This is a genomic window from Faecalicatena sp. (assembly GCF_058819085.1).
In genome coordinates this window covers 101,216-120,544 of sequence record NZ_JBZUUL010000027.1, presented here as the reverse complement: position 1 = coordinate 120,544, position 19,329 = coordinate 101,216, and the positions used below count along the sequence as shown (strand labels likewise).

Below are 19,329 nucleotides of genomic sequence, written 5' to 3'. Positions count from 1 at the left end.
CCCAGTATATGCATACTCAATAATATACCAGATTTTTTATATTGTGAAAGAGCGCGACGCTTATGCGCCACGCTCTTTCCAGTGAGAAAATATTTAACTTTAAATCTTATTTGCCATAATAGCATTTTAAGTAGATTTCTTTGATTTCTTTCATGAGTGGGTATCTTGGGTTAGCACCTGTACACTGGTCATTGAATGCCTGCTCAACCATGTCATCCAATGTATCCAGGAAGTACTTCTCATCGATACCGTAATCTTTGATCGTCTTCTTGATACCGATCTTCTCTTTTAAGTCTTCCAGTTTAGCAACGAAGTTATCGAATACTTCCTGGTCATCCTTACCTGTGCATCCTGCGAAACGTCCTAATTCAGCGTATCTTGCAAGTGCATGTGGGTACTGATACTGTGAGAAGGTGCCCATCTTAGTCGGAGCTTCTGCTGAGTTGTACTTCATAACTTCTGTCAGGATCACTGCATTTGCAACACCATGTGGAAGGTGATGGAAAGCACCCAGCTTATGAGCCATGGAGTGGTTCAGTCCAAGGAAAGCATTTGCGAATGCCATACCTGCCATACAGGAAGCATTTGCCATCATCTCACGTGCCTTCGGATCATTTGCTCCGTTCTCATATGCTGACGGCAGGTAATCGAATACACTCTTCACTGCCTTCATAGCCAGACCGTCTGTGTAATCTGTAGCCATGATAGATACATAAGCTTCGATTGCGTGTGTCATAACGTCGATACCGGAAGCACTTGTCAGTCCCTTCGGCTGTGTCATCATATTGTCAACATCTACGATTGCCATGTTCGGAAGCAGTTCGTAGTCTGCAAGAGGCCATTTTACACCTGTCTCTGCATCTGTGATGATTGCGAATGGTGTTACCTCGGAACCTGTTCCTGAGGAAGTCGGGATTGCTACAAAGTATGCTTTCTCGCCCATCTTAGGGAAGGTAAATACTCTCTTTCTGATGTCCATGAAGTCCATAGCCATATCTTCAAAGTTTGCTTCCGGATGCTCATACATTACCCACATGATCTTAGCCGCATCCATTGCAGAACCGCCGCCAAGTGCGATGATCGTATCCGGCTCGAAGGATCTCATCATATCTGCACCCTTCTGTGCACACTGCAGAGTCGGGTCCGGAGCTACTTCGTAGAAGCATGTGTGCTGGATTCCCATTTCGTCCAGTTTTGCTTCGATCGGTTTCACGTATCCGTTCTTGTACAGGAAGGAGTCTGTTACAATAAATGCTTTCTTCTTATGCATGATTGTTCCTAACTCATCCAGCGCAACCGGCATACAGCCTTTCTTGAAGTAAACCTTTTCAGGTGTTCTGAACCAAAGCATATTTTCTCTCCTCTCAGCTACTGTCTTCACATTCAGTAAGTGTTTTACTCCTACGTTTTCAGATACGGAGTTTCCGCCCCATGAACCGCATCCCAGTGTCAGGGATGGAGCCATCTTGAAGTTATACAGGTCTCCGATACCGCCGTGAGAAGAAGGTGTATTGATCAGTACACGGCATGTCTTCATTGCTGCCGCATGTTTTGCGATCTTTTCTGTCTGTGCCGGATGTACATAAAGTGATGCTGTATGTCCATATCCGCCGTCAGCTACAAGCTGTGCTGCTTTATCAAGTGCCTCATCAAAAGTTTTTGCTTTATACATACCAAGTACAGGAGATAATTTTTCATGTGCAAATTCTTCTGAGATGTCAACTGATTCTACTTCACCGATCAGGATCTTTGTATTCTCCGGAACATCTACGCCAGCCATCTTAGCGATCTCGTATGCAGACTTTCCAGGAATCTTGCTGTTTAATGCGCCGTTGATGATGATCGTCTTGCGGACTTTATCCAGTTCAGCGCCCTTCTTTAAGAAGTAGCATCCACGGTAAGCGAACTCTTTCTTTACTTCGTCATAAATGCTGTCCAGTACTGTTACGGACTGCTCAGAAGCACAGATCATACCATTGTCAAATGTCTTAGAATGGATGATGGAGTTTACTGCCATCTTGATGTCTGCTGTCTCATCGATGATAACAGGCGTGTTTCCAGGTCCTACACCAAGTGCCGGCTTTCCTGATGAATATGCCGCTTTTACCATTCCAGGACCACCTGTTGCCAGGATGATATCGGAATCTCTCATAACCGTATTCGTCAGCTCCAGTGAAGGAACGTCGATCCATCCGATGATGCCTTCCGGTGCACCTGCTTTTACCGCTGCATCCAGAACAACCTTAGCTGCTGCGATCGTACATGCCTTAGCAGCCGGGTGTGGGCTGATGATGATTGCATTTCTTGTCTTTAAGCAGATCAGAGTCTTAAAGATTGCAGTGGAAGTCGGGTTCGTTGTAGGAATAACTGCTGCTACAAGACCGATCGGCTCTGCTATTTTTTTGATTCCATATGCAGCGTCTTCTTCAATAACACCGCATGTCTTTGTATCTTTATATGCATTATAGATATACTCTGCTGCGTAGTGGTTCTTGATTACCTTATCTTCTACGATACCTCTCTGAGTCTCTTCTACAGCCATCTTTGCGAGCGGAATTCTCATCTTGTTGGCTGCCATGGCTGCCTCATAGAAAATCTTATCTACTTGTTCCTGTGTGAAAGTAGCAAATACCTTCTGTGCTTCACGCATTGCTTTCATTTTCGCTTCGAGTGTCTCCACGCTGTCAACAATCTCAGGTACTACGACCGTTTCCTTCTTTGCCATTTCAATTCTTCCTCCCGTAATTGAATTGTTCTCTTTCTTACAGGTCTCAGTATATCTCATCGTTAAATTATTGTCAATGACGCAATTGACAAATATTTAACGTTATTTTTTTAACGTTTATTGTGTATATTGCACAAATGGCAAACAAACGTTCTTGATTTTCTATAAAGACCAATATGTTTTATAAGTTATTTTACAAGAACGATTCCTTAAATTGGTTTCAGGTACTGCTTCTTCATTTTCCCTCATACAGATAATTCTGATTTTACTTTCATTTACATCAAACCTTATGAAAGTATCTAATTGTACGATATATGATCCGATGTTATAATGGGTATGATCCAAATAGATAAAAGCGAGGGATAACATGTATACAGTTGAAATGTATCAAAATCATGAAAGATTTAATAAACAGTATAATGAAATATATGAATTTCTTTTGAAAGCAGCAGATCGTGGTTATAACGAATTATTCCACTGGGGCCGCTTTGAATGGATGATGGGACATTCTTTGTTAGATACAAGTCACCTTGACAGCATAGCCCTTTTTAGAGATGAAGAGCATAAAATAGCAGGGCTGATCGTATATGATACCTTCTATGAAGACAGGTATTATATTTTACACCGCTGTAACGATCCCATGTTGTTAAAATTGATGGTAGATCTCATTTTATCCAATACCAAAGATGAATGTACTATAAAAATCAGTGATCAGGATCACAGCCTGTGTCAGCTTTTACAGGAACTTCATTTTGTAAAATGTAATAAAGAGACAAGCATCCTGGAAATTAATCTGGATCAGGAATTAGACTATAAACTTCCCTTCGGATATTCCATGAGCCCTAAGGAGTTTCTATTCGACCACTGGAAATATCAAATGGTGATACATAAGGGATTTAATCATACTGATATACCGGATAAATGGGATGAAAAGCTCTTTACTCCCTCTCCTAATTCCAATACGCAATTGTCTGTCTTTGCAATAAGATCAGATGATTACTGTGCTCATTGCCAAGTTTGGTATAGTAAAGGAGATACTGCGTACATAGAGCCTGTTGTAACCATACCTGAATGTAGAAATTCAGGCCTTGGAAAAGCTGTAGTCTACGAAGCACTCAGTCGGGCCAGAGGCCTGGGAGCAAAAAGAGCGATTGTCCTTTCGGAGCAAGAATTTTATTTCAAAATTGGCTTTAAAGTTTCATCCGATTTTTATTCCTGGAGAAGAGCGAATCCGTACAGTTAAACTTGAGGCTTTCTCCTTCTTTTTGACTCAGCATAGTTAGTTAATAAATATACCTCTATGCTTATCTGCGATTGTATGTCCGCATTGAAACAGCAAAGCTCACAACACTTAATGCCATACACCACGCGAATGCCAGCCATAAGCTATTTCCCAAAGGCAGATCAAGTGTCAGGGCTCTCAGACTATCGATCATCGGTGTCATAGGCTGTATTGCAGAAAACAAGCCAATACCGCCTGGCATAGTGTCAACAGGGGCAAATCCCGAACTCATAAAAGGTAGAATAAAGAGTGGGAACAGTAGTCCGGCTGCTCCCTCTACAGACTTTGAAATCGTTCCACAAAGTACAGCGATTAATGTAAATGTAATATTTATCAGCAAAAGGAGAGCTATCACTAAAATCCATTCTACAATCCCAGCCTGTGGCCTAAATCCAAGAATAGGAGCCGTTACCACAATGACGGCATTTGAAATAATTCCCCGTATTACTCCAGCACCTATATGACCGATCAACACAGCGGACTTTGAAATAGACATACAGCGGAAACGGTCTATGATTCCCTTTGTCATGTCAGCAGTAACATTCATAGCCGAATATTGCGACGCCTGAGCGATACTTTGCAAAATAATTCCCGGCACAATAAAATCAATGTAATGATAATCCCCTACATCGGATATGCTGCCAAATACAGTGCCAAATAATAGAATGAGGCAAAATGGTATCAGTGTTGCTGTCAGGAGCGTTTCTGGATTCCGCAAAGAGATCGTTAAACAGCGTTTGAACATAACCCATGTATCAAGAACTATGTTTTTATCAGATCTTTTCATATTGATTTCTCTCCTTTTTCTCATCGATTAGTGTTAAAAATACGTCTTCTAGTGAGGGCAGGTTTTGTTCTATACTGTCGGCAGAAATTCCATTTTCTGTTAAGAGCTTTATTGCTGAATTGGCTTTTACCTCACTGTCAAAATTAAGCCGTACTCCTCTCTCCGGCATTATTTCTTTCAGATACTTCGGTGTGCCCTCTGCAATAATTCTACCCTCATGTAGAATCCCGATATGGTCAGCAAGATATTCCGCTTCTTCTAAATATTGTGTTGTGAGAAACACAGTTGTTCCTGTCTCTGCCAGATCCTTAACCTGGTCCCACATGGCGATACGGTTTTGTGGATCAAGTCCTGTTGTCGGTTCGTCAAGAAAAAGCACATCCGGCTTTCCCATAAGACTCATGGCTATATCAAGCCTGCGCCGCATACCTCCCGAATAGGCAGACACTTTTCTATCCGCAGCATCTTCTAATCTTGAAAAAGACAGCCACTCGTTTACGGTACTTTTTAGGTTTGCTAAACGTTTCAGTTGTCCGATCAGTGTTAAATTTTCTCTGCCTGTCAAAACTTCATCTACCGCCACAAACTGCCCCGTCAGGCTGATACATTCCCGTACCTTGTCGCCATTTGCTGTCACGTCAAATCCGTTAATAACAGCACTTCCGCCGTCTGATCTCAGTAGTGTGGAGAGAATTTTGATTACTGTTGTTTTTCCTGCACCATTTGAGCCAAGCAGTGCGAAAATACTCCCTTTATCAATGGTAAAACTGACATCTTTCAAAACATGGTTTTCCTTGTAGGATTTTTGCAGTCCGGATACTTCGATTATTTTTTCTGACATGGTCGTCCTCCTTTATATATACATGCGTATGTATGTTATGGCCTTAAATTTTACTGCCTATAGAAAGGCAGTAAAATTATAAATCTATTCTCTTTTAAATTCCTTGCTGCCAAGTGTAGAATAGATTTCTTTCATTTCCTCGTCCATGATAGGAATGCCAAGCGATGCTGAAAGCTGTTCAAAGAACGAAATTTTATCCATATACTCTTCATAAGACACTTCTAATAGGTATGGACTGAGCCAAGAGGCAACAAGCCAGGCGATCATCTGTGACGCCTGTTTTGGAAAGACAACATTCATGGAGCCATCTTTGTTTCCCTCAATCAATAGCTTTTCGATGCAGGCCGCCATTACGGTTACTTGGAAAATCATCTCGTTCTTAAAAACAATAGGGTCACTTGCTAACTTCTTCATCTCCGCTCTCATGCTTTCACTGGTATCCAAATGAGAACGCAAACTAAGTTTGGCTGCAAAGCGGAGTTTTTCAAGAGCACTGAGTCCTTCTTGTTTGTAAGCCAGTAGATATGGGTTGTCATCATCTTCTTCAAAGGCTTTGTACATAACTCCTGCAATCAATTCTTCCCGGGATTTAAAATAATGGTAAAATGCCCCCCGCGTTACACCAACTTCTTTTACAACATCTTCAACTTTCACATTCTCCAGCCCTTTTTCAGCAAAAAGACGCTTAGCAGTTTCCAATATATTCTGCTTTGTTTTCTGGTCTGGGTCGTGACGCGGCATATAATCACCTCCTGTACATACGCATGTATGTTTATTTAATTATAGACTTTAGGTTTGCTTTTGTCAATTAAGAAGTTTTTTAATAGAACAAGTTATAAAGAGTTGATGACAAACTTATTCTCAGTTTGTCATCAACTCTTTTATTGCACAATGGTGTGTTTTCGTCTTACGGTCATAACTGATCCCTACTGCAAGAATCTTCCCAATACTGCAATCTGTTCCTGTACAATTCGTCAATCTGAGTGCATATTTCTTATCCTCAATTTGATGAATAGCAGCCTCTGGACTGGCATCCACCTTAAGTTCCAGAATGATTGCAGTATCACCCACTCTTGACGGATAAAAAATAAAATCTGCATATCCTTTTCCTGCCCTGTCCTCCCGTTCTATCCGATATCTTCCGCGTGCAGATAAATAGACAAGATTAACCAATGCGCTTAAATCCGCCTCCTGGTTATAGTTTAAAATGGGAACCTCTGTATCATGCATAATCGACAATATGCTTTCCATGGTCTTTATATCCTTTTCAAGCGTAGCCTGGAGCATTTCTTCTGAACGCTTTGCAAGTGCCGCGATGTATCCCATTTCCTTCCTTTGAAGCACTTCCTCGTATTTTTGCATCAATTCTTTATTTGGAATGGCTATTTTTCCATTTTTATACGTCAGCATCCCATAGACCAGCATCGCCGAAAATATATCCTCACGGGTATTCAGTTCCATCGTTTCCGCAGTGAAATTCTTGATTGTTGTATCAATCCATTCTCCGGCTGCCATACGAACAATGTCTTCCTGCACTTCATGTAAGTTATGGTTAATATAGAAAAATATTTCATCATATGGACCTGTACTGGACCAATATGTTCCAAGATGATTTTCCGTAAGTGCAAGAACCACTGAACGGGGATTAAACACAGAATCACCGCCGAATGTCTGATAACCATCATACCATTCTTTTAAGTCAGCGTAGCAAAACTGTACTCCACCGGACTGGCTTTTGTATCGCTGATATAACTCTCTAACCTCCGGTTCAGTAAAACCAAAAGATGTACTAAATCGCGAAACATCTGCATTTGCCATGGTATACTCACTAAACATATTCAAAGGTGAACCACTCGAATATTTCGCAATAGGAAGGATTCCAGTCATGTAGGCTAATTCCACATATGTCTGAGACTTGAGTAAGTTCTGCAAAAAGCGCAGATACTTGATATGATCCTTCTTATTAAATGTCTCATCGTGGAAAATGAAATCCCATTCGTCCAATACAAAAATAAATCTTTCATTTTTTCCACTGCGAATCATCTCTAAGGCATCCCATGGACTGTCAGTTTCTCCAATTCCACAATCCGGATATTGTGCTTTTAGATCACGCATCAATTTTCCGGCAATGGATGTAATATAATCTTCATAGGTGTTGCAGGTAAGCGGCATTTTACTGAAATCAATCGTAATGACATTATGTTGATTAATATGCTCATCAAATTCCGGCCTGCCGCCCACTTTCAGTTTTTTAAACAATTCTCTGCTGTCACAACCCTTTGAGAAGAAAGACGCAATTAAATTTGCTGCTGCAGTCTTCCCGAATCTCCGCGGACGTGTGACACATATAAAGCGGTTTTCTGTATTAATCAGTGGAATCAGTTCGTCTAAAATCTCAGTTTTATCCACAAAATAAGTCATCTGGGCAATATACTTATATGCTTCATAACACCCGTTATTATTTAAATAAAATGCCATAATGCCTCCTGTTGATTTTGGATTATATTTGAAAGTCTATACCTGTACTGCGGGTTCTTATACAATATAGTGTACCACATTTTTCGAGATTAACCAAAGCTTTTAAAGTACATTTCAAATACAAAAAGACAGAGATACTATTCATATCTCTGCCCTTCATTTATCTCGCTATATTGCCAATCGAATTAAACTAACTCGATCAGAACTTCCATAGCTGCATCACCTTTACGCTGGCCAATCTTTACGATTCTTGTGTAACCACCGTTGCGGTCTGCATATTTAGGAGCGATCTCTGTGAATAATTTTTCTGCAAGATCAACTTCCTTTGTATTTTTCTTTCTTCCGGCAGCCTGAGTAGGAACTTCTTTAACCGGGTAAAGAACTTTCAGCATCTCTCTTCTTGCATGAAGTCTGCTTGGCATGTCTTTCTTGATCTTCTTGTCAACTTCGTCGTATACAGTAACTTTCTTGCCGTCAACAACTTCTTTGACTCTCTTGCCGTCTTTGTCTTTACGGGCAACTTTTGCTTTTACAGTAACTTCTTCGAAGTTATCTTTTTCTTTTACTGCCATAGCAATCAATCCTTCTGCTACTTTACGGATCTCTTTTGCTTTAGCTTCTGTTGTAACAATCTTACCGTTGTTCAGTAATGCTGTTACCTGGTTTCTGATTAAGGCTTTTCTCTGGCTGGATGTTCTGCCGAGTTTTCTATACTTTGCCATTATATTTATCCTCCATTTTTAAACATTTGGTTATGCATCTTCGGTCTTATTAATCAAATGCTCCTGACACGCTCTTCGGACTTACTGACAGGATAATTCAAATAATATTACTCATCACCCTGATTTAACTCAAGGTCTAACTCTTTTAACTTAGCCAACACTTCTTCGAGTGACTTACGTCCAAGGTTACGCACCTTCATCATATCTTCCGGTGTCTTATTCGTAAGCTCTTCCACAGTATTGATGCCGGCTCTCTTCAAGCAGTTGTATGAACGTACGGAAAGCTCTAATTCGTCGATGCTCATTTCCAGTACTTTTTCCTTCTCGTCATCTTCTTTTTCAATCATAACCTCAGCAGCCTGTGCAACCTCAGATAAGTCGATGAATAATTTCAGATGTTCGCTAAGCACTTTCGCAGCAAGGCTGACAGCCTCGTCCGGAAGTAATGTTCCCTTTGTCCATACATCTAATGTAAGTTTATCGTAGTCTGTGATCTGACCAACACGTGTGTTCTGCACTGTCAGGTTCACACGCTCTACCGGTGTATAGATGGAATCAATCGGAATCACACCGATCGGTAAGTCTTCGCTCTTGTTCTTGTCTGCGCTTACGTATCCTCTGCCTTTTGTAATGGTAAGTTCCATATACAGCTTGCTGTCTTTGCCGCCGCTTAATGTGGCAATGACCTGCTCAGGATTCATAATCTCAATATCAGAATCCGCCTGGATGTCAGCACCTGTTACAACGCCTTCACCTTCAAATTCGATATATGCGGTCTTTACTTCGTCTGATTCTGATGTGTTCTTGATTGCCAGTGATTTCAAATTCATGATAATCTCGGTCACATCTTCTTTTACACCCGGTATGGAGCTGAATTCGTGCAGGACTCCGTCAATCTTTACAGAACTGATAGCCGCTCCCGGAAGGGAAGAAAGCATGATCCTTCTCAGAGAGTTGCCGAGGGTCGTTCCATATCCTCTTTCCAGAGGTTCTACAACAAATCTTCCATATTTTTTATCTTCTGAAATTTCTGTAATTTCAATATTAGGTTTATTAAAATCAAACACTACACAGACCCTCCTTATGGGTTAAAGAATGTTTCCGTTTGCTATATTCAGGGATTATTTAGAATATAACTCGACAATCAACATCTCGTCAACAGGAACATCGATTGCTTCTCTTCTTGGAAGCTCTTTTACTGTACCTTTCAGGTTTTCAGCATCTACCTCTAACCATTCAGGAACCATGTTTCCGCCTGTTGCTTCTAAGATATCTTTGTATCTTACGCTTCCTTTGTGTTTTTCTTTGATTTCAATTGTATCTCCGGCTTTTACAAGGTAAGATGGAATATTTACCTGCTTGCCGTTAACAAGTACATGCTTGTGATCAACGATCTGTCTTGCTTCTTTTCTTGTTCTAGCGAATCCCATACGGAACATTACGTTGTCCAGTCTGGATTCCAGAATGATCATCAGGTTTTCACCTGTCATACCTTCTAACTGTTTTGCTTTTGCATAGTAGTTTCTGAAAGGTTTCTCTAATACACCATAGATAAATTTAGCTTTCTGCTTCTCACGTAACTGAAGACCATACTCACTCATTTTTCTATTGGATCTTTTTAACTGTCTGTTAGATTTTTTGTTAATTCCTAAATAGATTGGGTCCATACCTAATGAACGGCATCTTTTAAGAACTGGAACTCTATTTACTGCCATTTCGCTTCCTCCTAAAATATCAGCGGAACATTGTATCCCTCACACAGGGCATGACATCCGCACATAAGTTTCTCAAGAATCTTTGCTATCTTCCGAATCACTACACTCTTCTGCGTTTCGGCGGGCGACATCCGTTGTGTGGTACCGGAGTTACGTCCTTGATGCTTGTTACATCAATACCGCATGCCTGAAGCGCACGGATTGCTGCTTCTCTTCCTGATCCTGGTCCCTTTACAAAAACATCAACTGTTTTCAGACCATGTACTAATGCTGCCTTTGCTGCTGTCTCAGCTGCCATCTGTGCTGCATATGGAGTAGATTTCCTTGAACCTCTAAATCCCAGACCGCCTGCACTTGCCCATGAAAGAGCATTTCCCTGTGCATCTGTTAATGTAACGATTGTATTATTAAAAGATGACTGGATGTGTGCTTGTCCTCGTTCAACGTTTTTCTTGACACGTTTCTTTGTCACTTTTTTGGTAACTTTCTTAGCCATTTAAACTAACCTACTTTCTTGAATACTTGTGATTTACGATTACTGATGTCTGTCAGGCTGCCATAATAAGGCAGCTGAATTTTTGACATATTATTTCTTCTTATTAGCTACAGTTCTCTTAGGACCTTTGCATGTTCTTGCATTTGTTTTTGTCTTCTGACCACGTACCGGAAGTCCTTTTCTATGACGGATTCCGCGGTAGCATCCGATCTCTTTGAGTCTCTTAATGTTCAGCTGGATCTCTCTTCTTAAATCACCTTCTACAACCTGAGTTGCATCGATCACTTCACTGATCTTCTTTACATCTTCACTGGTTAAATCTCTTACGCGAGTATCAGGATTGATTCCTGCCTCTGCTAAGATACGGCTTGCGCTTGTTCTACCGATTCCATAGATATAAGTTAAGCCGATTTCTACACGTTTGTCTCTTGGTAAGTCTACACCTGCAATACGAGCCATGTGTCTTTCCTCCATTTCGAATCTGTTTAATATTGTCCCTAACTGGGATGCTCATTCCTGCACAGAAAGGTGTTTCTGCTTCGAAAAAAACATCCAGGCATACATAGCTGCTATGCATACCCTTTCCCGGCACGGATTTTTCCGCAAATGACAGCCGGGTATTATAAGCAATATACAAAAGACCACCAACCCTACGGTACCTGCATTCTCAGCAGTGTGGTGTATCCCTACTGTATATTAAACAGCTCCACACACCTCCTGGCGTGTCGCGCTGTCAGCCGCCTAATTAATTCACAAACATTACTGCTGTTCAAAGTAATAATAAGGAAGTTCAAATCGCTAAGCTTAAAAGAACCTCGCTAAGCTCCTTTGAACAGGCTTCGTACTAAGTTCAAGCTGCGCCTGTGGCTTGCTTTCACTAAGTGCTCTAGCCTTGTCTTTGTTTGTGTTTCGGATTCTCGCAGATTACTCTGACGCTTCCTTTTCTTTTAATGATTTTGCATTTTTCGCAGATTGGTTTTACTGATGATCTAACCTTCATGTCAAATCCTCCTTCCATCCTTTTGCTTTACCATACGTTACGGGCCGATTTTTGGGCACACCTATCCAAAAACAGCCATTTCATATTGTAACACTATTCTTCCGGCAAAGTCAATACTTTTTTTACTTATCTCTCCAAACAATTCTTCCCTTGCTCAGGTCATATGGAGACATTTCCAACGTCACTTTGTCACCTGGTAAAATCTTAATGAAATTCATACGCAGTTTTCCACTAATATGTGCAAGCACGATATGCTTGTTCTCCAACTCCACCTTAAACATTGCGTTAGGCAGTTTCTCAACTACGACTCCTTCAATTTCGATCACGTCAGCTTTTGACATACTTTCTAATCCTCCTGCACGTTTGGCACTTTACGATTCTCATTCGTGTCCAAACGAGAATACATACTAATTACTTTTTTGACTGCTTCATTATCTGCATAAGACTTACAAACTGTCTTCTTGATCACCTGCAGATGCTTTTTATTCTTTCGTTTTGTGCGGCAGACGGGCCTGTTTCGTCCGTCTGCCAGATATACATATTCAGCATTGACATTAATTATGACATATATACAGCCCTTATCCCGTCCTTTTTTGGACTTGACAAGCATTCCTGGTGAAAATAACATACTTTGCTGCTCCTTTGCTTTACAGGGCATGATTTATGAGATTCCTGCGGGCATACTATTCTCCGAGTATCTTAACGATCTCAGCAAACACGTCATCAATATCAATTGTTCCGTCTACTTCTTTCAGGATGCCGGCATTTGTGTAATAATCAATCAGAGGCTGTGTCTGGTCATGATATACACCAAGACGTTTCTTTACTGTCTCCGGCTTATCATCATCTCTTAAGATGAGGCTTCCGCCGCAGTTATCGCATACGCCCTCTACCTTTGTCGGTGCATATTCCAAGTGGTAAGTAGCTCCACAATCCACACACGCTCTTCTGCCTGACATACGGTTGATGATATTCTCATCCGGTACTTCAACATTGATTGCATAATCCATCTTCTGCCCCAGCTCTGCAAGAGCTTTATCCAAAGCTTCTGCCTGCGGGATGGTCCTCGGGAATCCGTCCAGTACATATCCCTTTGTACAATCATCCTGATTTACTCTGTCAACGACAAGATCCACAACCAGCTCATCCGGTACTAAGAGTCCCTGATCCATGAAGGTCTTTGCCTTCTGTCCCAGTTCTGTTCCGTTTTTAATATTTGCCCTGAAAATATCTCCTGTAGAAATATGTGGGATACCGTATTTTGCAGCGATCTTTTTAGCCTGTGTTCCCTTACCTGCTCCCGGAGCTCCTAACATAATAATCTTCATATTGACCCCCTATGTTCTGCTATGCCAAAGTATAGCCATATAGCACATTAACCCGCCGGTTTTATCCACGCGGGACAAAACTCAGGCGAGCTAAATAGTTTCAATTAATATCCAAGGAAACTGTTCTTCATAGAACTTCCCTTACTATTCAAAAAACCTGTATAGTTGCGTACAAGCATCTGTGCCTCGATCTGTTTGATCGTCTCCAATACTACACCAACGATAATGATCAAAGATGTTCCTCCGAAAGAAACATTGGCCTTGAACACACCATTGAAGAAATACGGGATTACCTGGACAATAACAAGACCGCATGCACCGATAAAAATGATATAATTCAAAATCTTCTGCAGGTACTCAACAGTCGGCTTACCTGGACGGATACCTGGGATGAACCCTCCGCTCTTCTTCATGTTGTTTGCAATTTCCAACGGGTTAAAGGTAATTGACGTATAGAAATATGCAAAGAATATGGTAAGCACGATATATACAATCAGTCCTATTGAATATATTAAATTTTCCGGGTTACACCAGTTATTGGAATTCATAGCCTTTAAGATCTGACTTCCGATTCCTGTGCCATTGCCCTTCCCTAAGAAAGAGGCGATCACGATCGGGAACTGCATCAGTGATGATGCGAAGATAACCGGAATAACACCTGCTGTATTTACTTTCAGCGGAATGTGTGTTGACTGTCCGCCATATGTCTTTCTTCCCTGAACCTTCTGGGAATACTGAACTGCAATCCTTCTCTCACCACCCTGGAGGATGATAACAAATACTACTACAACCAGTAAGACTGCAAGAATGATGATTGCTGCAAGTCCTCCCTTTGCGAGACTCTTTCCTTTAACAAACTGTTCAAACAGAGTCATGAAATCATCCGGCACACGGGAGATGATGTTAATGAGCAGGACGATGGAAATTCCATTTCCCACACCTTTTTCTGTAATACGCTCACCGATCCACATTAAAAATGCAGATCCTGCTGTAAGTGTACATACTACAATAGCAGCATTTACGAAGTTATAGTCTACGAGAAGTCCCTGGCGGCCAAATCCTACTGCCATAGCAATGGATTCGATCAATGCAAGTGCAACTGTAACATAACGGGTAATCGCTGCAATCTTCTTTCTTCCATCCTCGCCTTCTTTCTGCATCTCTTCCAGCTTTGGAATCGCGATGGTTAAAAGCTGCATAATAATGGAAGATGTGATGTACGGTGTAATGCTTAGGGCAAACACAGACATCTGTGTAAAGGAACCGCCGGTGAATGCATCAAAAAAATTGAATGCATCACCGGTCTGATTCGCGAAAAAATTCTGAATATAGGTTGGATCCACTCCCGGCGTCGGCAGCTGGGAACCAAGTCTCACAACGACCAGCATCATGAAGGTATAGAAAAGTCTTTTTCTAATATCCTCAATGTGAAATGCTCTTCGCACTGTTTCTAGCATTAGATCACCTCTGCTTTTCCACCAAGGGCCTCGATTTTTTCAGCTGCTTTTGCACTAAATGCATTTGCCTGAACAGTAAGCTTCTTAGTTAACTCTCCATTTCCAAGAATTTTAACACCGTCTTTTGGATTTTTAACGATACCGCTCTCGATCAGTGTTTCTACTGAAACTGTAGCGCCATCTTCAAATGCTTCTAAAGCACTTAAGTTAATACCAATGATCTCTTTAGAGTTTCTGCATGTGAAACCTCTCTTTGGTATTCTTCTGTATAAAGGCATCTGACCACCTTCAAAGCCTGGTCTTGGTGCTCCTGAACGAGCTTTCTGACCTTTGTGGCCCTTACCGGCTGTCTTACCATTTCCAGAACCGTGTCCACGGCCCCTTCTGAAATTATCACTCTGCTTAGAGCCGTCTGCTGGTCTCAAGTTTGATAAGTCCATGATCTTACCTCCTTATCTTTTATTATTTACGCTTCTTCAACTTTCACTAAGTGTCTAACCTGCTGTACCATACCTCTGGTAGCTGCATTATCCGGTAATACAACTGTCTTGTTGAGCTTTTTAAGACCAAGAGCTTCAACAGTCTTTTTATGTTTCGGCACAGCACCGATTGTAGACTTAACCAGTGTAATCTTTAAATTTGCCATTATATTTACCTCCTACACGATAGAAAAAACAGCTCTATCCATCTTATACGATAGAGCATATCTCTATCTTATTATGCGATAGAGCATATCTCTATCTCTTTAGCCTACGATCTCGTCAACTGATTTACCACGAAGTTTTGCAACTGCCTCTGGAGTCTTAATCTCTCTAAGTCCTTCAATTGTAGCAAGAACTACGTTCTGCTTGTTGTTAGAACCTAAAGATTTTGTACGGATATTCTTGATTCCTGCCATCTCGATTACCGCACGTGCCGGACCTCCGGCGATAACTCCTGTACCGTCTGGAGCTTTCTTCAGTAATACAGAAGCACTACCGAATTTACCGATTACATCGTGTGTTACACTTTCATTTTCATCCATTGCAACAGTGATCAGTTTCTTTGCTGCATCCTCTTTTCCTTTGCGGATAGCCTCTGGGATTTCAGTAGCTTTTCCTAAACCTGCACCAACATGGCCTTTACCATCGCCAACAACTACTAAAGCTGTGAATCTGAAGTTACGACCACCTTTAACAACTTTGGTAACACGCTTAATTGATACCACTTTTTCTGTTAATTCCAACTGGCTAGCATCAATACGTTCTTGTTTCATATGTGTTCTCCCTTCTTAGAAATTCAACCCAGCTTCTCTGGCTGCGTCTGCTAATGCTTTGATTTTACCCTGGTATATAAAGCCGCCTCTGTCAAAGACAACATCTGTAATACCTTTTTCTTTTGCCTTCTCGGCAATTACTTTTCCTAAATATGCTGCTGCATCAACGTTGTTGGTCTTCCCTAATTCTGCTTTCACGTCTTTCTGAAGAGTGGAAGCTGAAACCAGTGTATTTCCAACCGTATCGTCAATAATCTGAGCATACATATGATTATTACTTCTAAACACAGCTAAACGTGGTCTTTCAGCAGTACCGCTGAAACGGTTACGTAATTTCATGTGTTTTTTTCTACGAACTTCGCTTCTTGATTTCTTACTAACCATTTTCACACTCTCCTTAATTATTTCTTACCAGTCTTACCAACTTTACGTCTGATCACTTCATCAGCATACTTGATACCCTTGCCCTTATATGGCTCCGGTCTTCTCTTGTCTCTGATTTCAGCTGCGTATTGGCCTACTTTTTCTTTATCGATACCTTTGACAGTAATTTTATTCTGACCTTCCAGAACAGTCTCAACACCTTCTGGGTCGATCATCTCAACTGGATGAGAGTATCCTAAGCTTAATGTCAATTTGTTTCCTGATTTAGCTGCTCTGTAACCAACACCGTTAACTTCCAGAACCTTCTGGTATCCGTCTGTTACACCAACAACCATGTTGTTGATCAGTGTTCTTGTCAGACCGTGTAAAGATTTCATTCTCTTTAAATCATTCGGTCTTGTAACGATTACTTCTTCGCCTTCCTGCTTAATTTCCATTTCAACTGGAAGCTCTTTTGAAAGAGTTCCTTTTGGACCTTTTACAGTCACTACATTGTTCTCTGCAATTTCAACAGTTACGCCTGCTGGGATTGCGATTGGCAGTCTTCCTATACGTGACATACCGTACCTCCTATAACTTAAATTCTCGGAGAAGCTGCTAAATGGCTTCTCTGTTTTCAGTTGCTGTGAGTACTTGGTGAAGTCTTTTCGAACCTAGTCCGAACGCACACCCGATCCACTTGGTGAGGTTCTTTCGAACCTGGTGGCTTAAGTGTTTCCTTCCTTGTACTCTATCTATATCGGGACATGTTCTTGTCACTAAGTTTTGAAAAACCTCACTAAGTTCCAAGAACGGCCTTCTCACTAAATTCGTGCTATGCACTCATTAAGTGTTCAGTGCCTACCAAACAAAGCAAAGAACTTCTCCGCCTACACCGGCTTTTCTAGCTTCTTTGTCTGTGATTACACCCTTGTTTGTGGAAACGATCGCTGTTCCAAGTCCACCAAGTACCTTCGGCATATCTTCGCTGTTAGCGTATACACGAAGTCCTGGCTTAGAGATTCTCTTAAGACCTGAAATAACTTTTTCATTCTTGTCTGCACCATATTTCAATGTGATGTGGATTGTCTTGAAGTTTCCATCTTCAACGATATCAAATTTCTGAATATATCCTTCATTGAAAAGGATCTCAGCAATCGCGATTTTCATCTTTGATGCAGGTACATCAACTGTATCATGTTTAGCAGTATTTGCATTACGGATTCTTGTAAGCATATCTGCGATTGGATCACTCATAGTCATTGATTATTGACCTCCTTATTTCTATTAAGTTAACGGCTTTCCACTATGTTCCTTTGAATTGTACATGATGGAAGTTCTTCGTGCTTTGCCCGAAGAACGGCTGAAATTCTAAGTGTGTACTCAGCACGCACTAAGAATTTCATACCTACCAGCTTGCTTTTCTAACACCTGGGATTTGTCCTTTATATGCCAGTTCACGGAAACAAATACGGCAGATTCCATATTTTCTCAAATATCCATGTGGACGTCCACAGATTCTGCAGCGGTTGTATTCTCTGGTGGAGAATTTTGCATTGCGCTGCTGTTTGATTTTCATTGATGTCTTAGCCATGAATTTCCCTCCTTTACTTAGTGAATGGCATATTGAACTGAGTCAATAATTCACGAGCTTCTTCGTCAGTCTTAGCTGTTGTAACGAAAATTACATCCATACCTCTGACTTTGTCTACTTTATCGTACTCGATTTCAGGGAAAATCAGCTGCTCTTTGATTCCAAGAGCGTAGTTACCTCTTCCGTCGAATGCGTTCGGGTTAACACCTCTAAAGTCACGTACACGAGGTAATGCAAGGTTGATCAGACGATCAACGAACTCATACATTCTTTCTCCTCTTAATGTAACTTTACATCCGATAGCCATGCCTTCTCTGATCTTGAAGTTAGCGACAGAGTTCTTAGCTCTTGTAAGAACTGCCTTCTGTCCGGAAATCTTCTCGAGATCAGCTACAGCTGACTCTAATACTTTAGCATTGTCTTTTGCTTCGCCTACACCCATGTTGATAACAACTTTGTCAAGCTTCGGCACTTCCATTATATTTTTATATCCAAATTTTTTGATCATTGCATCAACGATCTCATTCTGATACTGTTCTTTCAGTCTACTCAAAGTTCTGGACCTCCTTCCTTGAATTAATCAATCACTTCGCCTGTTGCCTTAGCAACACGTACCTTTTTGTCTCCATCCATTTTGAAACCGATTCTTGTAGCTTTTCCTTTGTGTACATACATAACATTGGAAATATCGATCGGTCCTTCCTGATGGATGATACCGCCATTCTGATTAGCAGCACTTGGCTTTGTGTGCTTCGTCAGCATATTGACACCTTCAACCAGAACTTTTCCGTCTTTTTTATTTACAGCAATTACTTTGCCTTCTTTGTCTTTATCTTTACCAGCGATAACTTTAACAGTGTCGCCTTTTTTGATCTTCATAGTTGACATTCTCGGCACCTCCCTACAGTACTTCCGGAGCTAAAGAAACAATTTTCATAAACTTCTTGTCTCTGAGCTCTCTGGCTACTGGTCCAAAAATACGTGTTCCACGTGGGTTCAAATCGTCTTTTATAATAACAGCAGCATTTTCGTCGAATCTGATATAGGAACCGTCTTTACGACGTGCGCCTTTAACAGTACGGACAACTACAGCTTTCACAACGTCACCTTTTTTTACAACGCCGCCTGGTGTTGCATCTTTAACAGTCGCAACGATCACATCTCCGATATTGGCATATCTTCTTGTAGAACCGCCAAGTACACGGATACACAGTAACTCTTTAGCACCTGTGTTGTCTGCTACTTTAAGTCTACTTTCTTGTTGTATCATGCAGGTAAACCTCCTT

Annotated in this window: 26 protein-coding genes; 1 reads left to right on the top strand and 25 read right to left on the bottom strand. The window is 41.1% G+C overall.

Annotated features, from left to right (window positions below; genetic code table 11):
* Positions 1 to 106: 106 nt before the first annotated feature.
* The gene (gene adhE / locus AC4OGX_RS14270; RefSeq protein WP_493331245.1) at positions 107 to 2,725 is read right to left on the bottom strand and encodes a bifunctional acetaldehyde-CoA/alcohol dehydrogenase; all 2,619 of its coding nucleotides are present in this window, start codon (positions 2,723 to 2,725) and stop codon (positions 107 to 109) included.
* Between the two features lie 367 nt (positions 2,726 to 3,092).
* Here adhE and AC4OGX_RS14265 point away from each other — a divergent pair, with 367 nt between their 5' ends.
* Complete coding sequence (locus tag AC4OGX_RS14265; protein ID WP_493331244.1) at positions 3,093 to 3,968, top strand: GNAT family N-acetyltransferase; 876 nt, start codon at positions 3,093 to 3,095, stop codon at positions 3,966 to 3,968.
* Positions 3,969 to 4,029: 61 nt separating this feature from the next.
* Here the strand turns inward: AC4OGX_RS14265 and AC4OGX_RS14260 are convergent, their stop codons facing one another.
* The 24 genes from AC4OGX_RS14260 to rplN form a co-directional block, all read right to left on the bottom strand.
* Entirely contained in the window at positions 4,030 to 4,794 is a 765-nt protein-coding gene (locus AC4OGX_RS14260) for an ABC transporter permease (RefSeq protein ID WP_493331243.1), read from the bottom strand.
* Positions 4,781 to 5,635, bottom strand: a complete 855-nt coding sequence (locus AC4OGX_RS14255) for an ABC transporter ATP-binding protein (protein ID WP_493331242.1) — start codon at positions 5,633 to 5,635, stop codon at positions 4,781 to 4,783. Before AC4OGX_RS14255 ends, AC4OGX_RS14260 begins: the two co-directional genes overlap by 14 nt.
* An 84-nt stretch (positions 5,636 to 5,719) precedes the next feature.
* Positions 5,720 to 6,376, bottom strand: coding sequence for a TetR/AcrR family transcriptional regulator (locus AC4OGX_RS14250; protein WP_493331241.1), 657 nt, complete (start codon positions 6,374 to 6,376; stop codon positions 5,720 to 5,722).
* Positions 6,377 to 6,496: 120 nt separating this feature from the next.
* Entirely contained in the window at positions 6,497 to 8,113 is a 1,617-nt protein-coding gene (locus AC4OGX_RS14245) for an AAA family ATPase (RefSeq protein ID WP_493331240.1), read from the bottom strand.
* 185 nt (positions 8,114 to 8,298) lie between these two features.
* On the bottom strand, positions 8,299 to 8,835 hold the full coding sequence (locus AC4OGX_RS14240) for a bL17 family ribosomal protein (protein WP_493331239.1): 537 nt from the start codon (positions 8,833 to 8,835) through the stop codon (positions 8,299 to 8,301).
* 107 nt (positions 8,836 to 8,942) lie between these two features.
* Positions 8,943 to 9,902: a DNA-directed RNA polymerase subunit alpha gene (locus AC4OGX_RS14235; RefSeq protein ID WP_109732281.1), complete on the bottom strand. Its 960-nt coding sequence runs from the start codon at positions 9,900 to 9,902 to the stop codon at positions 8,943 to 8,945.
* Positions 9,903 to 9,956: 54 nt separating this feature from the next.
* Positions 9,957 to 10,550 (bottom strand): 30S ribosomal protein S4, encoded by a 594-nt coding sequence (rpsD, locus tag AC4OGX_RS14230; RefSeq protein ID WP_493331238.1) that lies wholly within the window; start codon positions 10,548 to 10,550, stop codon positions 9,957 to 9,959.
* A 100-nt stretch (positions 10,551 to 10,650) separates the two neighbouring features.
* Complete coding sequence (gene rpsK, locus AC4OGX_RS14225) at positions 10,651 to 11,046, bottom strand: 30S ribosomal protein S11 (RefSeq protein ID WP_009001882.1); 396 nt, start codon at positions 11,044 to 11,046, stop codon at positions 10,651 to 10,653.
* A gap of 90 nt (positions 11,047 to 11,136) precedes the next feature.
* Positions 11,137 to 11,505 (bottom strand): 30S ribosomal protein S13, encoded by a 369-nt coding sequence (gene rpsM / locus AC4OGX_RS14220; protein WP_493331237.1) that lies wholly within the window; start codon positions 11,503 to 11,505, stop codon positions 11,137 to 11,139.
* A 427-nt stretch (positions 11,506 to 11,932) separates the two neighbouring features.
* Positions 11,933 to 12,046 (bottom strand): 50S ribosomal protein L36, encoded by a 114-nt coding sequence (rpmJ, locus tag AC4OGX_RS14215; RefSeq protein WP_073105013.1) that lies wholly within the window; start codon positions 12,044 to 12,046, stop codon positions 11,933 to 11,935.
* 122 nt (positions 12,047 to 12,168) lie between these two features.
* Positions 12,169 to 12,387 carry a translation initiation factor IF-1 gene (gene infA, locus AC4OGX_RS14210; protein WP_109732278.1) on the bottom strand — a complete coding sequence of 73 codons (219 nt, stop codon included), beginning with the start codon at positions 12,385 to 12,387 and terminating at the stop codon, positions 12,169 to 12,171.
* A gap of 5 nt (positions 12,388 to 12,392) precedes the next feature.
* Complete coding sequence (locus AC4OGX_RS14205; RefSeq protein WP_493331236.1) at positions 12,393 to 12,674, bottom strand: KOW domain-containing RNA-binding protein; 282 nt, start codon at positions 12,672 to 12,674, stop codon at positions 12,393 to 12,395.
* A gap of 55 nt (positions 12,675 to 12,729) precedes the next feature.
* The gene (locus tag AC4OGX_RS14200) at positions 12,730 to 13,374 is read right to left on the bottom strand and encodes an adenylate kinase (protein WP_493331235.1); all 645 of its coding nucleotides are present in this window, start codon (positions 13,372 to 13,374) and stop codon (positions 12,730 to 12,732) included.
* 104 nt (positions 13,375 to 13,478) lie between these two features.
* A complete protein-coding gene (gene secY / locus AC4OGX_RS14195; protein ID WP_493331234.1) occupies positions 13,479 to 14,831 on the bottom strand; it encodes a preprotein translocase subunit SecY in 1,353 nt (450 codons plus the stop codon).
* Positions 14,831 to 15,271, bottom strand: a complete 441-nt coding sequence (gene rplO / locus AC4OGX_RS14190; protein ID WP_009001876.1) for a 50S ribosomal protein L15 — start codon at positions 15,269 to 15,271, stop codon at positions 14,831 to 14,833. Before rplO ends, secY begins: the two co-directional genes overlap by 1 nt.
* Before the next feature lie 26 nt (positions 15,272 to 15,297).
* Positions 15,298 to 15,477: a 50S ribosomal protein L30 gene (gene rpmD / locus AC4OGX_RS14185; protein WP_493331232.1), complete on the bottom strand. Its 180-nt coding sequence runs from the start codon at positions 15,475 to 15,477 to the stop codon at positions 15,298 to 15,300.
* A gap of 99 nt (positions 15,478 to 15,576) precedes the next feature.
* The gene (gene rpsE / locus AC4OGX_RS14180; protein WP_493331231.1) at positions 15,577 to 16,086 is read right to left on the bottom strand and encodes a 30S ribosomal protein S5; all 510 of its coding nucleotides are present in this window, start codon (positions 16,084 to 16,086) and stop codon (positions 15,577 to 15,579) included.
* A gap of 15 nt (positions 16,087 to 16,101) precedes the next feature.
* Positions 16,102 to 16,470, bottom strand: coding sequence for a 50S ribosomal protein L18 (gene rplR / locus AC4OGX_RS14175; RefSeq protein ID WP_493331230.1), 369 nt, complete (start codon positions 16,468 to 16,470; stop codon positions 16,102 to 16,104).
* Between the two features lie 17 nt (positions 16,471 to 16,487).
* The gene (gene rplF, locus AC4OGX_RS14170) at positions 16,488 to 17,030 is read right to left on the bottom strand and encodes a 50S ribosomal protein L6 (protein WP_493331229.1); all 543 of its coding nucleotides are present in this window, start codon (positions 17,028 to 17,030) and stop codon (positions 16,488 to 16,490) included.
* Between the two features lie 280 nt (positions 17,031 to 17,310).
* Positions 17,311 to 17,712, bottom strand: coding sequence for a 30S ribosomal protein S8 (rpsH, locus tag AC4OGX_RS14165; RefSeq protein ID WP_493331228.1), 402 nt, complete (start codon positions 17,710 to 17,712; stop codon positions 17,311 to 17,313).
* A gap of 145 nt (positions 17,713 to 17,857) precedes the next feature.
* A complete protein-coding gene (locus AC4OGX_RS14160; protein WP_493331227.1) occupies positions 17,858 to 18,043 on the bottom strand; it encodes a type Z 30S ribosomal protein S14 in 186 nt (61 codons plus the stop codon).
* Between the two features lie 13 nt (positions 18,044 to 18,056).
* Positions 18,057 to 18,596: a 50S ribosomal protein L5 gene (gene rplE / locus AC4OGX_RS14155; RefSeq protein WP_493331226.1), complete on the bottom strand. Its 540-nt coding sequence runs from the start codon at positions 18,594 to 18,596 to the stop codon at positions 18,057 to 18,059.
* 23 nt (positions 18,597 to 18,619) lie between these two features.
* The gene (gene rplX, locus AC4OGX_RS14150; protein ID WP_216238580.1) at positions 18,620 to 18,931 is read right to left on the bottom strand and encodes a 50S ribosomal protein L24; all 312 of its coding nucleotides are present in this window, start codon (positions 18,929 to 18,931) and stop codon (positions 18,620 to 18,622) included.
* A 13-nt stretch (positions 18,932 to 18,944) separates the two neighbouring features.
* Positions 18,945 to 19,313 carry a 50S ribosomal protein L14 gene (gene rplN / locus AC4OGX_RS14145; protein ID WP_025654671.1) on the bottom strand — a complete coding sequence of 123 codons (369 nt, stop codon included), beginning with the start codon at positions 19,311 to 19,313 and terminating at the stop codon, positions 18,945 to 18,947.
* Positions 19,314 to 19,329: the final 16 nt, after the last annotated feature.

Excerpts from the sequence above, each read along its gene's own strand:
- AC4OGX_RS14265 (WP_493331244.1), top strand. The coding sequence starts at position 3,093 with ATGTATACAGTTGAAATGTATCAAAATCATGAAAGATTTAATAAACAG.
- AC4OGX_RS14200 (WP_493331235.1), bottom strand. The coding sequence starts at position 13,374 with ATGAAGATTATTATGTTAGGAGCTCCGGGAGCAGGTAAGGGAACACAG.
- rplN (WP_025654671.1), bottom strand. The coding sequence starts at position 19,313 with ATGATACAACAAGAAAGTAGACTTAAAGTAGCAGACAACACAGGTGCT.
- AC4OGX_RS14240 (WP_493331239.1), bottom strand. The coding sequence starts at position 8,835 with ATGGCAAAGTATAGAAAACTCGGCAGAACATCCAGCCAGAGAAAAGCC.
- rplR (WP_493331230.1), bottom strand. The coding sequence starts at position 16,470 with ATGGTTAGTAAGAAATCAAGAAGCGAAGTTCGTAGAAAAAAACACATG.
- AC4OGX_RS14250 (WP_493331241.1), bottom strand. The coding sequence starts at position 6,376 with ATGCCGCGTCACGACCCAGACCAGAAAACAAAGCAGAATATATTGGAA.
- secY (WP_493331234.1), bottom strand. The coding sequence starts at position 14,831 with ATGCTAGAAACAGTGCGAAGAGCATTTCACATTGAGGATATTAGAAAA.
- AC4OGX_RS14245 (WP_493331240.1), bottom strand. The coding sequence starts at position 8,113 with ATGGCATTTTATTTAAATAATAACGGGTGTTATGAAGCATATAAGTAT.
- AC4OGX_RS14160 (WP_493331227.1), bottom strand. The coding sequence starts at position 18,043 with ATGGCTAAGACATCAATGAAAATCAAACAGCAGCGCAATGCAAAATTC.
- AC4OGX_RS14260 (WP_493331243.1), bottom strand. The coding sequence starts at position 4,794 with ATGAAAAGATCTGATAAAAACATAGTTCTTGATACATGGGTTATGTTC.
- rpsE (WP_493331231.1), bottom strand. The coding sequence starts at position 16,086 with ATGAAACAAGAACGTATTGATGCTAGCCAGTTGGAATTAACAGAAAAA.
- rplX (WP_216238580.1), bottom strand. The coding sequence starts at position 18,931 with ATGTCAACTATGAAGATCAAAAAAGGCGACACTGTTAAAGTTATCGCT.
- rpmJ (WP_073105013.1), bottom strand. The coding sequence starts at position 12,046 with ATGAAGGTTAGATCATCAGTAAAACCAATCTGCGAAAAATGCAAAATC.
- adhE (WP_493331245.1), bottom strand. The coding sequence starts at position 2,725 with ATGGCAAAGAAGGAAACGGTCGTAGTACCTGAGATTGTTGACAGCGTG.
- rpsD (WP_493331238.1), bottom strand. The coding sequence starts at position 10,550 with ATGGCAGTAAATAGAGTTCCAGTTCTTAAAAGATGCCGTTCATTAGGT.
- rplO (WP_009001876.1), bottom strand. The coding sequence starts at position 15,271 with ATGGACTTATCAAACTTGAGACCAGCAGACGGCTCTAAGCAGAGTGAT.
- rpmD (WP_493331232.1), bottom strand. The coding sequence starts at position 15,477 with ATGGCAAATTTAAAGATTACACTGGTTAAGTCTACAATCGGTGCTGTG.
- AC4OGX_RS14255 (WP_493331242.1), bottom strand. The coding sequence starts at position 5,635 with ATGTCAGAAAAAATAATCGAAGTATCCGGACTGCAAAAATCCTACAAG.
- rpsK (WP_009001882.1), bottom strand. The coding sequence starts at position 11,046 with ATGGCTAAGAAAGTTACCAAAAAAGTGACAAAGAAACGTGTCAAGAAA.
- infA (WP_109732278.1), bottom strand. The coding sequence starts at position 12,387 with ATGTCAAAAGCTGACGTGATCGAAATTGAAGGAGTCGTAGTTGAGAAA.
- rplF (WP_493331229.1), bottom strand. The coding sequence starts at position 17,030 with ATGTCACGTATAGGAAGACTGCCAATCGCAATCCCAGCAGGCGTAACT.
- AC4OGX_RS14205 (WP_493331236.1), bottom strand. The coding sequence starts at position 12,674 with ATGTTATTTTCACCAGGAATGCTTGTCAAGTCCAAAAAAGGACGGGAT.
- rpsH (WP_493331228.1), bottom strand. The coding sequence starts at position 17,712 with ATGACTATGAGTGATCCAATCGCAGATATGCTTACAAGAATCCGTAAT.
- rpsM (WP_493331237.1), bottom strand. The coding sequence starts at position 11,505 with ATGGCTCGTATTGCAGGTGTAGACTTACCAAGAGACAAACGTGTAGAA.